This is a genomic window from Pseudomonas sp. EA_35y_Pfl2_R111 (assembly GCF_963970955.1).
In the GTDB taxonomy this organism is placed as follows: Bacteria; Pseudomonadota; Gammaproteobacteria; order Pseudomonadales; family Pseudomonadaceae; genus Aquipseudomonas.
Genome location: NZ_CAXAOM010000006.1, coordinates 118,642 through 132,464 on the forward strand (window position 1 = coordinate 118,642; position 13,823 = coordinate 132,464).

At 60.1% G+C, this 13,823-nt stretch carries 12 protein-coding genes; 4 read left to right on the forward strand and 8 right to left on the reverse strand.

Annotated features, from left to right (window positions below):
- The first annotated feature begins 120 nt into the window (after positions 1 to 120).
- From dnaA to gyrB, 4 genes are all read left to right on the forward strand, one after another.
- On the forward strand, positions 121 to 1,590 hold the full coding sequence (gene dnaA / locus AACY25_RS19655) for a chromosomal replication initiator protein DnaA (RefSeq protein WP_339526910.1): 1,470 nt from the start codon (positions 121 to 123) through the stop codon (positions 1,588 to 1,590).
- 31 nt (positions 1,591 to 1,621) lie between these two features.
- The gene (dnaN, locus tag AACY25_RS19660) at positions 1,622 to 2,725 is read left to right on the forward strand and encodes a DNA polymerase III subunit beta (protein WP_090254206.1); all 1,104 of its coding nucleotides are present in this window, start codon (positions 1,622 to 1,624) and stop codon (positions 2,723 to 2,725) included.
- Between the two features lie 149 nt (positions 2,726 to 2,874).
- Positions 2,875 to 3,978, forward strand: a complete 1,104-nt coding sequence (gene recF / locus AACY25_RS19665) for a DNA replication/repair protein RecF (RefSeq protein WP_269382643.1) — start codon at positions 2,875 to 2,877, stop codon at positions 3,976 to 3,978.
- 4 nt (positions 3,979 to 3,982) lie between these two features.
- Positions 3,983 to 6,400 carry a DNA topoisomerase (ATP-hydrolyzing) subunit B gene (gene gyrB / locus AACY25_RS19670; protein ID WP_339526913.1) on the forward strand — a complete coding sequence of 806 codons (2,418 nt, stop codon included), beginning with the start codon at positions 3,983 to 3,985 and terminating at the stop codon, positions 6,398 to 6,400.
- Positions 6,401 to 6,463: 63 nt separating this feature from the next.
- Here the strand turns inward: gyrB and AACY25_RS19675 are convergent, their stop codons facing one another.
- From AACY25_RS19675 to gmhB, 8 genes are all read right to left on the reverse strand, one after another.
- The gene (locus AACY25_RS19675) at positions 6,464 to 7,405 is read right to left on the reverse strand and encodes a phosphatidate cytidylyltransferase (RefSeq protein ID WP_339526915.1); all 942 of its coding nucleotides are present in this window, start codon (positions 7,403 to 7,405) and stop codon (positions 6,464 to 6,466) included.
- Between the two features lies 1 nt (position 7,406).
- Entirely contained in the window at positions 7,407 to 8,027 is a 621-nt protein-coding gene (locus AACY25_RS19680; protein WP_339526917.1) for a lysophospholipid acyltransferase family protein, read from the reverse strand.
- Positions 8,028 to 8,037: 10 nt separating this feature from the next.
- Complete coding sequence (locus tag AACY25_RS19685) at positions 8,038 to 8,493, reverse strand: hypothetical protein (RefSeq protein ID WP_339526918.1); 456 nt, start codon at positions 8,491 to 8,493, stop codon at positions 8,038 to 8,040.
- Entirely contained in the window at positions 8,483 to 9,838 is a 1,356-nt protein-coding gene (locus tag AACY25_RS19690; RefSeq protein WP_339526920.1) for a phosphatase PAP2/dual specificity phosphatase family protein, read from the reverse strand. The genes AACY25_RS19685 and AACY25_RS19690 overlap by 11 nt, the downstream gene beginning before the upstream one ends.
- Positions 9,838 to 11,589, reverse strand: a complete 1,752-nt coding sequence (locus AACY25_RS19695; RefSeq protein WP_339526922.1) for a bifunctional alpha/beta hydrolase/class I SAM-dependent methyltransferase — start codon at positions 11,587 to 11,589, stop codon at positions 9,838 to 9,840. Before AACY25_RS19695 ends, AACY25_RS19690 begins: the two co-directional genes overlap by 1 nt.
- A 10-nt stretch (positions 11,590 to 11,599) precedes the next feature.
- On the reverse strand, positions 11,600 to 12,223 hold the full coding sequence (locus tag AACY25_RS19700; RefSeq protein WP_339526924.1) for a CDP-alcohol phosphatidyltransferase family protein: 624 nt from the start codon (positions 12,221 to 12,223) through the stop codon (positions 11,600 to 11,602).
- Between the two features lie 247 nt (positions 12,224 to 12,470).
- Positions 12,471 to 13,244: a lysophospholipid acyltransferase family protein gene (locus tag AACY25_RS19705; protein WP_339526925.1), complete on the reverse strand. Its 774-nt coding sequence runs from the start codon at positions 13,242 to 13,244 to the stop codon at positions 12,471 to 12,473.
- Positions 13,245 to 13,276: 32 nt separating this feature from the next.
- A complete protein-coding gene (gmhB, locus tag AACY25_RS19710; protein WP_339526926.1) occupies positions 13,277 to 13,810 on the reverse strand; it encodes a D-glycero-beta-D-manno-heptose 1,7-bisphosphate 7-phosphatase in 534 nt (177 codons plus the stop codon).
- Positions 13,811 to 13,823 lie beyond the last annotated feature (13 nt).

Here is a 13,823-nt window from a genome sequence, read left to right on the forward strand (position 1 = left end):
ACGCGATTAACACGTTGATTTTCCTTGCGCATAAGCCAGCTTACATGTGGATAACTCAAGCCTCGGCGGCTACAATGACGGCTGTTTTTTGCCTCGCGCCTTGCGATTTAGGGGATGTCCGTGTCTGTGGAACTTTGGCAGCAGTGCGTCGAGCTTCTGCGCGATGAGCTGCCTGCTCAGCAATTCAACACCTGGATCCGTCCACTGCAGGTCGAAGCCGAAGGCGACGAGCTCCGCGTCTATGCGCCGAATCGTTTTGTCCTCGACTGGGTTAATGAAAAGTACCTCAGCCGTTTGCTCGAGTTACTCACCGAACGGACTAACGGTCTGGTTCCGGCGCTCTCCTTATTAATAGGTAGCAAACGCAGCTCTGCACCGCGTGCCGCAGCTGTCAGTACCCCGTCCGCTACGCCGAGCACGCCAGCACCTGCCGCGGTCACAACAGCAGCAACCGCTACCGCGCAGGCAGAACCCTCACGCGCGAGCTTTGACCCCATGGCCGGTGCGGCCAGTCAGCAGGCCCCGGCGCGTACTGAGCGTTCGGTGCAGGTTGAAGGCGGGTTGAAACACACCAGTTACCTGAATCGCACCTTTACCTTTGATAACTTCGTCGAAGGTAAATCCAACCAGCTGGCCCGCGCAGCGGCCTGGCAGGTAGCGGACAACCCCAAGCACGGTTACAACCCGCTGTTCCTTTATGGCGGCGTGGGCTTGGGTAAGACTCACTTGATGCATGCAGTGGGTAACCATCTGCTGGCGAAGAATCCGAATGCCAAGGTGGTGTACCTGCATTCCGAGCGTTTCGTCGCGGACATGGTCAAGGCTTTGCAGCTGAACGCGATCAACGAGTTCAAGCGCTTCTACCGTTCGGTGGACGCACTGCTGATCGACGACATTCAATTCTTCGCCAAGAAAGAACGTTCCCAGGAAGAGTTCTTCCACACCTTTAACGCTTTGCTTGAAGGCGGCCAGCAGGTGATTCTCACCAGCGACCGTTACCCGAAAGAAATCGAAGGCCTGGAAGAGCGTCTCAAGTCACGTTTCGGTTGGGGCCTGACGGTAGCCGTCGAGCCGCCTGAACTGGAAACCCGTGTGGCGATTCTGATGAAGAAGGCCGATCAGGCCAAAGTCGACCTGCCGCATGATGCCGCCTTCTTTATTGCCCAGCGCATCCGCTCCAACGTGCGTGAGCTGGAAGGTGCGTTGAAGCGTGTTATCGCCCACTCGCACTTCATGGGGCGTGACATTACCATCGAGCTGATCCGCGAATCGCTCAAGGACCTGTTGGCCCTGCAGGACAAGCTGGTCAGCATCGACAATATTCAGCGCACGGTTGCCGAGTACTACAAGATCAAGATTTCTGATCTGCTGTCCAAGCGCCGCTCGCGTTCGGTTGCGCGCCCACGTCAGGTGGCCATGGCGTTGTCGAAAGAGCTGACCAACCACAGCCTGCCGGAAATTGGTGATGCCTTCGGCGGCCGCGATCACACAACGGTATTGCATGCATGCCGTAAGATTGCTGAACTTAAGGAATCCGACGCGGACATCCGCGAGGACTATAAGAATTTGCTGCGTACGCTTACAACCTAATACGCAACTCCACTAGGCAAGGGACTAGACCATGCATTTCACCATTCAACGCGAAGCCTTGTTGAAACCTCTGCAACTGGTCGCCGGCGTCGTGGAACGCCGTCAGACCTTGCCGGTTCTCTCTAACGTGCTACTGGTGGTCGAAGGCCAGCAGCTGTCTTTGACCGGTACCGACCTTGAAGTCGAGCTGGTCGGTCGCGTCACCCTGGAAGAGCCAGCGGAGTCCGGTGAGATCACCGTTCCGGCGCGCAAGCTGATGGACATCTGCAAAAGCCTGCCAGCGGACGCCCTGATCGATATCCGTATCGACGAGCAGAAGCTGCTGGTCAAAGCTGGCCGCAGCCGTTTCAGTCTGTCCACCCTGCCCGCCAATGATTTCCCAACTGTTGAAGAAGGCCCAGGTTCGCTGACCTTCAGCCTGGTACAAAGCAGACTGCGTCGCCTGATCGAACGCACCAGCTTTGCCATGGCCCAGCAGGACGTGCGCTATTACCTCAACGGCATGCTGCTGGAAGTACAGACCGGCATCCTCCGCGCGGTTGCCACTGACGGTCACCGTCTGGCTATGTGTTCGATGGAAGCGGCGATCGAGCAGGTTGAGCGCCACCAGGTCATTGTGCCGCGCAAAGGTATTCTCGAACTGGCACGTCTGCTGACTGAACAGGATGGCAGCGTCAGCATCGTTCTCGGTCAACACCATATCCGCGCTACCACCGGCGAGTTCACCTTCACCTCGAAACTGGTCGACGGCAAGTTCCCGGATTACGAGCGTGTGTTGCCGCGTGGTGGTGACAAGCTTGTGGTTGCCGATCGTCAGGGCCTGCGTGAAGCGTTCAGCCGTACCGCGATTCTGTCCAACGAGAAGTACCGCGGCATTCGCCTGCAACTGGAATCTGGCTTGCTGAAAATTCAGGCTAACAACCCGGAGCAGGAAGAAGCGGAAGAAGAGATCGCCGTGGACTATAACGGCAGCTCGTTGGAAATCGGTTTTAACGTCAGCTACCTGCTCGACGTGCTGAGCGTGATGACCACCGACCAGGTGCGTCTGATTCTCTCCGACGCCAACAGCAGTGCCTTGGTACAGGAAGCTGACAACGACGACTCATCCTATGTCGTTATGCCGATGCGTCTGTAATCCAGACCGTTGAATAACTACTGCGCTCGGCCATGCCGCGTTGGGGTCGCTTTCGGAATGCTCATGTACTACCCGTACACTCCGCTTCCTCAACCGATCCCGCCTTGCCTGACCTTCGCTCGTAACGTTCTTCAACGGTCTCTTAGTTAATGTCCCTTACTCGCTTTACCGTCACCGCGGTGCGTAATCTGCACCCGGTGACCCTCTCCCCATCCCCGCGTATCAACATCCTTTCCGGCGACAATGGCAGCGGCAAAACCAGCCTGCTCGAAGCCATTCATCTGTTGGGTCTGGCTCGCTCCTTTCGTAGTACTCGCCTGCTTCCGGTCATTCAATACGATCAACTTGCATGCACGATTTTCGGTCAGGTGCAGATGTCTGATGGTCGTCAAAGCAATCTGGGGATTTCGCGGGATCGTCAGGGTGAATTTCAGATTCGTATCGATGGGCAGAATGCGCGCAGTGCTGCACAACTGGCCGAGACCTTGCCGCTGCAACTGATCAATCCGGACAGCTTCCGTTTACTTGAAGGTGCGCCGAAGATTCGTAGGCAGTTTCTCGATTGGGGAGTGTTCCACGTGGAACCTCGTTTTCTGCCGGCCTGGCAGCGCCTGCAGAAGGCCCTGCGTCAGCGGAACTCATGGCTGCGGCATGGTACACTTGACGCCGCTTCGCAGGCGGCCTGGGACCGAGAGTTGTGCCTGGCCAGCGACGAAATAGACGGTTATCGGCGTGCCTATATCCAGGCCCTGAAACCGGTTTTCGAACGCACCCTGAATGAGCTGGTTGAGCTGCAAGGTTTGACTCTCAGTTACTACCGCGGTTGGGATAAAGAGCGCGAGCTCAATACGGTGCTTGCCTCTACCCTCTCCCGCGATCAGCAATTGGGCCACACCCAGGCAGGCCCGCAGCGCGCCGATTTAAGGCTGCGTTTAGGGGCGCATAATGCCGCCGAGATACTCTCGCGCGGCCAGCAGAAATTAGTTGTATGCGCCCTGCGCATTGCGCAGGGCCACTTAGTCAATCAGGCCAAGCACGGCCAATGCATCTATCTGGTGGATGACTTGCCGTCAGAACTGGATGAGCAGCACCGCCGCGCGTTGTGCCGATTGTTGGAAGACTTGCACTGCCAGGTGTTTATCACCTGTGTAGACCATGAATTGTTGAGGGAAGGCTGGCGCACGGATACGCCAGTTGCCATGTTCCACGTGGAACATGGTGGCATTACCCAGACCCACGACCACCGGGAGTGAAGGCATGAGCGAAAACCAAACGTACGACTCCAATAACATTAAGGTCCTCAAGGGCCTGGATGCCGTACGCAAGCGGCCTGGCATGTACATCGGCGATACCGACGATGGCAGCGGTCTGCACCACATGGTGTTCGAGGTGGTCGACAACTCGATTGACGAGGCGTTGGCTGGGCATTGCAGCGAAATCACCATCACCATCCACCCGGATGAGTCGATCAGCGTGCGCGATAACGGTCGTGGTATCCCGGTCGATATGCACAAGGAAGAAGGCGTTTCTGCTGCTGAAGTGATCATGACCGTGCTACACGCAGGCGGTAAGTTCGACGACAACAGCTACAAAGTTTCTGGTGGTCTGCACGGTGTGGGTGTGTCCGTGGTTAACGCCCTGTCCAAGGAACTGATTCTGACCATCCGCCGCAGCGGCAAGATCTGGGAGCAGACCTACGTGCATGGCGTGCCTCAGGCGCCGATTGCAGCGGTTGGCGACAGCGATGTCACCGGCACGCAGATCCACTTCAAACCGTCCGAAGACACCTTCGCCAATATCCATTTCAGCTGGGATATTCTGGCCAAGCGTCTGCGCGAACTGTCGTTCCTCAACTCCGGCGTGGGCATCCTGCTTAAGGACGAACGCAGCGGTAAGGAAGAGTTGTTCAAGTACGAAGGCGGCTTACGTGCCTTCGTTGAGTACCTCAACCACAACAAGACCGCAGTTAATCAGGTGTTCCACTTCACCATTCAACGTGAAGACGGCATCGGTGTTGAAGTTGCTCTGCAGTGGAACGACAGCTTCAACGAGAACCTGTTGTGCTTTACCAACAACATTCCTCAGCGCGACGGTGGTACCCACCTTGCCGGCTTCCGCTCGGCGCTGACGCGTAACCTGAATGCATATATCGAGCAAGAGGGCCTGGCCAAGAAGCACAAAATTGCCACCACCGGCGATGATGCCCGCGAAGGCCTAACAGCAATTATTTCGGTAAAAGTACCGGACCCCAAGTTCAGCTCGCAGACTAAAGACAAGCTGGTTTCCAGCGAAGTGAAGACCGCGGTCGAGCAGGAAATGGGCAAGTACTTCTCCGACTTCCTGTTGGAAAACCCCAACGAAGCCAAGCTTGTGGTTGGCAAAATGATCGATGCCGCGCGTGCTCGTGAAGCGGCGCGTAAAGCCCGTGAAATGACTCGTCGTAAAGGCGCGCTGGATATCGCCGGGCTACCGGGCAAACTGGCCGACTGCCAGGAGAAAGACCCTGCCCTTTCCGAACTCTATATCGTGGAAGGGGACTCCGCGGGTGGTTCTGCCAAGCAGGGCCGTAACCGCAAGACTCAGGCGATCCTGCCGCTCAAGGGCAAGATCCTTAACGTCGAGAAAGCGCGTTTCGACAAGATGATTTCCTCCCAGGAAGTCGGCACCCTGATCACTGCCCTGGGCTGTGGTATCGGCCGCGATGAGTACAACATCGACAAGCTGCGCTACCACAACATCATCATCATGACCGACGCCGACGTCGACGGTTCGCACATCCGTACCCTGCTGCTGACCTTCTTCTTCCGTCAACTGCCGGAGCTGGTCGAGCGCGGCTACATCTATATCGCTCAGCCGCCGCTGTACAAGGTCAAGAAGGGCAAGCAGGAGCAGTACATAAAGGACGACGAGGCCATGGATGAATACATGACCCAGTCAGCTCTGGAAGACGCTAGCCTGCACGTCAACGAAAGCGCCCCAGGGCTGTCTGGTGAGTCGCTGGAGCGCCTGGTCAACGATTACCGCCTGGTGATGAAGACCCTTAACCGTTTGTCGCGTCTGTACCCGCTGGAGCTCACCGAGCACTTCGTATACATCCCGCGCGTGGAAGCCGAGCAATTGGCGGACAAGGCAGCCATGGAGCAGTGGTTGGGCCTGCTCGATGCGCGCCTCAAGGGGATGGAGAAGTCCGGTCTGATCTACAAAACCAGCTTGCATGAAGATCAGGAGCGTCACGTCTGGCTGCCGCAGGTTGAACTGGTGTCCCATGGGGTTTCCAGCTACATCATCTTCAACCGCGATTTCTTCGCAAGTAACGACTACAAGACTGTTACCAGCCTGGGCGATCAACTCAACAGCCTGCTTGAAGAAGGCGCCTACGTGCAGCGTGGTGAGCGTAAGAAGGCGGTCACCACCTTCAAGGATGCACTGGCCTGGTTGATGGCCGAAAGCACCAAGCGTCACAGCATTCAGCGCTATAAAGGTCTCGGTGAAATGAACCCGGATCAGCTCTGGGAAACCACCATGGACCCGGAAGTACGCCGTATGCTCAAGGTGCGCATCGAAGACGCGATTGCTGCCGATCAGATCTTCAACACCCTGATGGGCGATGCTGTAGAACCGCGTAGGGACTTTATCGAGACCAACGCGCTGGCAGTGTCCAACCTGGACTTCTGATCAGCAGCAGTATCAGCCACAAAAAATGCCCCGGATATCCGGGGCATTTTTATTCCGCTCTACTCAAGCCAATGGCACCCACCAGTAGCGCACGAAGTGGAAGAAGATCGGCGCGGCGAAACACACTGAGTCGAGGCGGTCGAGCATGCCGCCGTGGCCTTCGATCATATGCCCCCAGTCCTTCACTCCACGGTCGCGCTTGATCGCTGACATCACCAGGCCACCGGCAAAGCCCAGAAGGTTGACGGTCAGGGCCATCAAAGCGGCCTGCCAGAAGCTGAACGGGGTGATCCAGCACAGCAGCGCGCCGACCAGGCAGGACAGGCTGACGCCGCCGACAAAACCCTCGACGGTTTTCGACGGCGACAAGCGCGGCGCGATCTTGTGCTTACCGAACAACTTGCCGCAGACGTACTGCAGCACATCGGACAGCTGCACCACGATGATCAGCCAGGCGATCAGCAGCAGGTTGCGCCCTTCATAGCCGGGTATGTCCAGGGTCAGCAGCGCGGGTACCGAGGAGATGCAGTACACCGCAATCATCAGCCCCCACTGCACCTTTGACGCACGCTCGAGAAAGCGCGTGGTATCGCCGCCCAGTGACGCCAGGATCGGCAGCAGCAGAAACAGATACACCGGGATAAAGATGGCGAACAGGCCGTACCAGTCGAGGGCGATCAGCAGGTACTGCATGGGTAGGGCGAAGTAGAAGGCCGCCACCAGTGCCGGGTAGTCGCTGCGCCGGGTGGGGGTGAGGGTCATAAACTCGCGCAGGGCGTAGAACGAGACGAAGTAGAACAGCAGAATCACGCCCAGGTTGCCGAACAGGAACGCGATGCCGATTACCAGCACCATGACCCACCAGGCATTGATCCGCGCATTGAGATTGTCGATCACCGGGTTGGCGCTGTCGCCACTGCGCCACTTGAGGAAATAGCCGATGGCCGAGGCGAGCAGCAACAGCGCGCCGATACCGGCGAACAGCAACAGGGTGTTGTTATCCATCTCAAGCCTCCTCGGGTGCTAGGGCCAATAAGGCGTTACGGGCGCGTTCGAGGAACGCCTGCTTGTTTTCATCGTGCAGATGTTCCAGCGGCGTGCCGAAACTCAGGGTGCACAGCAGCGGCAACGGCAGCGCCCTGCCCTTGGGCATGACCCGGTTGAGATTGGCGATCCACACCGGTACCAGTTCGATGTCGGGACGCAGCCGGGTCAGGTGGTACAGGCCGCTCTTGAACGGCAGCAGACCGTCCTCCAGATTGCGTGTGCCCTCGGGAAAGAGGATCAATGAGTCGCCCTGGTCCAGGGCATCAAGCATTGGCTGCAGCGGGTTGGCTTCCGGCGTGGCGCGCTCGCGGTCGATCAGTACGCCGTTGAATACTTTGTTGATCAGGTAGCGGCGCAGGCCGTCACGCTGCCAGTAATCGGCACCGGCCACCGGCCGGGTTCTGCGGCGCAGTTCATCCGGCAGCGAGGCCCAGAGCAGGACGAAATCGCCATGGCTGCTGTGGTTGGCGTAATAAAGCCGCTGCACCGGCTGTGGCGTGCAGCCGAGCCACAGTGCGCGGGCACCGGTGAGCAGGCGTGCAGCCGAGGTGATAACGAAGGCGGTGAGGGACGCGAGCATGGACGACTCCTTATCCAGTGATTGAAAGCCAGGGCAGGCCCAGCACGATCAACACGGCCAACAGTAGTTGCGCCAGTAGCCAGAGCGCTTGTTGGCGCAACAGGCGCAACGCACCGAGGCTGCGTTCATCCCAGCTGCGCGCCGGCTGATTGGCCGGTTGCAGCTTGAGCTGGGCAAGGGCTTGGTCGAGATCGGCGGTGTGGGCAGCCAGTTGGTCAACTCGGCTGGCAAGTTGCTGGAACAGCTCGGCATCCAAGGCCACGCGCAGCGCCCAGTATTTCTGCCCCAGACCGGGTATCAGCAGCAGCGCGCAGAACAGCGCCGTCAGCGGCTGTGCGGTGATGCCGAGCAGCGGCGCCAGACCGATCAGTAAAGCGACCAGGCTGAGCGTGGTGGACAGCTGATCCAGTGCCCTACCCCGACGCAGCAAGCTGGCCACGGTAAACAGCTGCATTTCAGTAGCCATGGGCGGCACCCGCTGGCATGCAGCTGTTGCTGAGTTCCAGCATGCCCTGCAGCGCCTGTTGATGAGCGTCGCTTAAGACCACCTGTGGCCGCGCTCGGCGCAGATGTGCCAGCGCTTCGGTTACATCCTTACAACGCCCGCTGTGCAGCAGCCAGGCGGCTACCGCGGTAGCGCTGCGTGAATAGCCCAGGGCGCAACAGACCAGCAGATTGCCGTGGCTGCGCAGCGCCTCAATGGCTTGCGCGGCTGCCAGGCAGTCGGCTGGGCTGGGCACGCTGAGGTCGAGCAGTGGCAGCGAGTGATACGCCTTGGTTTGAACTCTGGCCGGCAGCTCGGCGCACAGATCAAGTTGGGCCTGGAACTGCTCGGCCTGCCCGGGCGCGGGAATGCGCCCTAGCCAAATACCCGGCTCTACCTCATCGGCATGCGGATGGGCGCGGGTCCATAGCCGTGAGTTAAGCCAGGCGGCGGCCAGGTAAGGCGCGAGCAACCAGGTTGCGGCGCTGCTCAGCCGACCATCGGCCGCCTTCTGAAAGCCCGCCGCGCCGAACAGCAGGTAGTTGAGGGCCACCAGCAGTAAGGAGAACGCGGGCCAGAGCAGCCATAGCCAGGCACCACCGAGATTCACCGCCAGGGCGCTAAGCAGCGCCGCACCCAGGCTGTAGCGCAATGCCAGGCGCATGCGTTGCGGTTCGCGCGTCAGTTGCCAGGCCAGTAGCGGACTGCGGCCTTGTAGCGGCCACAGCCAGACGCAGAGCCAGCCGGCCAGTATCCCGGTGGGCACATCGATAAAGTGATGCTGCCAGGTGGTCAGTACAGACAGGCCAATCAGGGCCATCCAGCCATGCAGCAGGCCGCGCAACCACAGGCCATGGGTATGCCGGGCGAACATCACCCAGATCACCACCAGCAGGGCGATATGCAGGGATGGCGCCTGGTTAAAGGGTTTGTCGAAGCCCATCAGCACATCGAACATGCCGCCGAACAGGCCATCCAGCTCGGGTCGCTCGAAGGTAAAGCGCAGCGGCCAGAGCAGAAAGCAGGCAATGCACAGCACTTGCACGCTAAGCAGGCGCAGGCCGTGGCGATCCATTTCCCGCCGCGTTGCCGGCAGCAGAAAGGACAATCCATAAAGCAGATCAATTGACCAGTACGGCACGATAGTCCACGGCCATAGCGGCATCTGACTTTCCCAGGCAAACACCAGGGTGCCGACGTCGTCGCGTTGCGCGCTTAGCCAGTTGGCGAAGCTGTAGCTGGCGAAGAACAGCGGCGCCAAGAGCAACAACCAGAGCACGCCGCGCTTCCATAATCCGGCGTCGCGGCTAAGGCTAACTTCCGCCATCAGGACACCCGCTGCGCCAGGGAGACGCTGAAGATGCCCCACTCGTCGATACGCTGGGTGATCTTGCGAAAGCCTGCGGCCTCGACCAGTTGATCCATCTCTGCCTGGCTACGCCGACGCATAACCCAGGCTTCGCCGCCGCGGTGGCTGGTCAGGGCGCGGGCGATCAGCTCCAGCTGTGGGTGCCAAGGTTGTCCGGTGTACACCAAATAACCACCCTCCTCGACGGCTGCTGCCAGCCCGGCGAGCGAGTCGCCAACCATCTGGTTGCTGCCGAACAGCTCATACAAACCTGAGACCACCGCCAGGCTTGGCTTGGGATCGAGGGCGGCCAGGTCGGCGCGGTCGAAGGCATCGCCTTTGATGAAGCGGGCGATAGCGCCCAGGCCCTTCTGTTCGATCAGTGCGCCGCCGTCGCGCACGTTGATATCGCTGTAATCGCGCAGCAGGATCGAGTCCGGTTTGCTCTCCATCCCTTCCAGAGCTTCGAGGATGTAGCGGCCATGGCCGGCAGCGATATCGACGATACGCACGCCCCGGCCCTGCTCGCGCAGCTTGCCCATGGCCAGGCGCAGCAGCTCTTCGGCGTGCAGCTTGCGCTGACGGATACCGCGCCAGCCGATGGAGTTGAGGTAGTTCTGATCGATCAGCCTGCCGATAGGCGATTTGCCGCTGGGCTGGTTGCGGTAGACGTAATCCAGGGTGCTGCCGGAATCGAAGCCAGTGTCGAAGCCCAGTTTCACCCCGTCGGCCAGACTGCTGCCGAGCCGCAGACTGGCCCGGGTGGCACGCCAGTAAAGGTCACCCAGGGAGTTATGCGGCAGCGGTGCGGCCAGGCTTTCCGATTCGGCGCAGGTTACGCCGAGGCGGTCGGCATCAAGTAAGGAAGGGCGCGTTACCGGCTCGTCAAAACAGCGCAGCAGAAAGCGCTGGGCGCGGCTCAGGGCGTGGCTGCGGTCGCGCTCGCCGAGGGTGTCGTGGAAGAAGCCGGGAAGGATGTGCATCTCCTTGCGCAGGCTGCCCAGGCGTTCGAAGAATTGCTGCTGGGGTTTGCGGTGCACCACGAAGTCGGCGCCGGAAATCAGCAACTGAGTGGGAATCTGGATCGCCTGGGCATCGGCGACCACGCGCTCGGCGGCGTCATACAGGCCCAGCAGCATATTTACCGAGATCGGCCGGGCGATCAGCGGGTCGTTATTGAAGGAGGCAATCCGCTCCGGGTCATGGCTGAGGTACTTGGCCTTCACATAGCTGTTGACGAAGAAGTTGCCGCGCAGCGCCCGCATCAACTTGAGGCCGGGCCGGGCAAAGGGCACGTAGAGCTTGACCTTGAACGCAGGCGAGGCGAGCACCAGGGCGCGAATCTTCGGTGCGTAGTCATGCGCCCAGGTGGCGACCACCACCGCGCCGACGCTCTGCGCCAGTACGGCAATATCCTCCACAGGCAGGCCGTGGTTGCTGACGATATGATCGATAAAGGTCTGCACATCGCGCACGCTGGTGGCGAAGCTTGGGCTGTCGCCGCGCTCACCTGGCGACAGGCCATGGCCGCGCGCGTCCCAGGCGAAGAAGTCGAAATCCGCCATCTGCAGTTCGTCGACCAGATGGGCCATGCGCCCGCCGTGTTCGTGGCCGCGGTGGAACATCACTACTGCACGCTTTGGCGCGGCAGCGTTGCTGGCTGGCCAGTGGCGGTAGAACAGCTCTACGCCGTCATGGGTGGTAAAGCTGAATTCTTGGGCTTCGCGCATCGAGACATCCTTATTTCGAGTCAGTGGGCTGCGCCGCTTCGGCCAGGCCCTGGCGTACGCGGTTATAGAGGGTGTAAAGCAACAGGGCGAGAATCACCGCCAGCAGGCCGTTGAGCCAGACGGCAGGCAGCAACCCGCAGGCTACGCCGGCTCCCAGCACGCCGAAGCAGAAGGCACGGTCGCTCTTGCCCATGGGCCCGTCGTAACGCCGCGAGGCACCGACCATAGGCCCGAGCACGCCGGCGTATTCGCTGATCAGGGCCAGCAGCACGACGAGCACCACCAGCAGCGGCGAGACCCCGGGGAGCAAGGCGAAGGGCAGAAACAGCGCGCTGTCGGCGATCAGGTCACTGAGTTCATTGAGGTAGGCGCCAAGCCGCGACTGCTGGCCGAACTCGCGGGCGAGCATGCCGTCCACAGCATTCAGCGCCATGCGCAGAATCATCCACAGCGGGATCAGGGCGAACAGCCAGGTGTGCTGGGGCAAGGCCAGCAGCAGGATGCCGAGCAGCACGGAAACCACGGCGGCGAACAGGGTGACCTGATTGGCCGTCACGCCTTTGTCGTAGAGGCGTTTTACCCCCGGGCGCAGGAGGTTTTGAAAAGCCGGCTTGAGCTGGTAAATGGAGAGCATGGCGAAGAATTCCTTTTCGCTGCTGGGGCACGTCGATCCAGCTTAGCCGCTTTGCCTGGCGCACAGACTGATAAGACTGTGCGCAAACGCCCGGATTTGCTGGTTGGCAGCTACCTGGGCGTTATGGGGGAAACTTATCCCCCATCGCCTGGAATTCCGTTCCAGGCGTTAATTCCCGTTAAATCAACTGCTTGCATCGCGTAATAGCACTTTGACGCTATTCGGTGCACAGCTTATCCACAATTGCTCAGGCCGGTGCTTGGGTTTCCAGCGGCTGGCTTTGCGCATCCAGCGAGCCGATATCGCGTTGCGCCTGGCTGACCCAGGCAAAGGCGCGGTCGTTCAGTTCGGCGATGGCGCGTGGGCCAGTGCCTTCGGCGTACATCGGCGGGCCGATAATCACCTGAACGGTGCCAGGGGTCTTGCGCCAGCCCTGCTTGGGCCAGAACTCGCCGGCATTGTGGGCAATCGGCAGCACCGGCAGGTTGGCATTCACTGCGAGGGAGGCGCCGCCACGGCTGAACTTGCCGATCTGGCCCGGTGGAATACGCGTGCCTTCCGGGAATACCAGCACCCAAGCGCCCTGCCCCAGGCGTTTGTGGCCAAGCTTGGCCAGCTGCTTGAGCGCCGCCTTGGGGTTGCTGCGGTCAATCGCGATGGGCTTGAGCATGGCCATCGCCCAGCCGAAGAACGGCACATACAGCAGCTCGCGCTTGACCACTTGGCTCAGTGGCTCGAAGTAGCCGCAGAGGAAGAAGGTTTCCCAGGTGCTCTGGTGTTTGGCGAGGATCACGCAGGGCTTATCGGGGATATTCTCCAGGCCCTTGATCTCGTAGTTGATGCCGACCACCACCTTGGCCAGCCAGGTGGCGCAGCGGCACCAGTTCTGCACGACAAAACGATAGCGTGCACGAAACGGCAGAAAGGGCGCGATGAAGACGCTGAGGGTGCACCAGAAGAAGGAGGTGGAGGCCAGCAGCAGGTAGAAGAGAAAGGTTCTGAGGGTCTGCACTGTCGACATGGGAGCTTTTACCGTCGCAGGCAGGGCCTGCTTTATAAGTGGAGAAGCTGAGCGGCAACCGCCGCCAGATCATCGAATACCAGGGTGTCCGCTGGCAATCCTTTCGCCAGGGTGCGTTCGCCCTTGCCGGTCTTTACCAAAACTGGCTGACAGTCGACGGCCTGGGCGGCGCTCAGGTCACCGCTGCTGTCACCGACAAACCACACGCCCTTAAGTGCTATGTCATAGTACGCAGCAATCTGCTCAAGCATGCCGGGTTTCGGTTTGCGGCAGGCGCAGCCCTCATCCGGGCCGTGGATGCAGTGCACGATCAGGCCCAGCTCGCCGCCCCGCGCCGCCACCAGTTCACGCAGGCGCGCGTGCATGGCCTCCAGGGTGGCTAGGTCGTAATAGCCGCGGGCGACCCCGGATTGATTGGTGGCCACGGCGACCGTCCAGCCGGCTTGCGACAGGCGCGCGATGGCTTCGATGGCGCCGGGCAGCGGAATCCACTCGTCGAGGTTTTTGATATAGGCGTCGGAGTCGTAATTGATTACGCCGTCGCGGTCGAGAATCAGCAATTTCATGCAGTAATCCGTA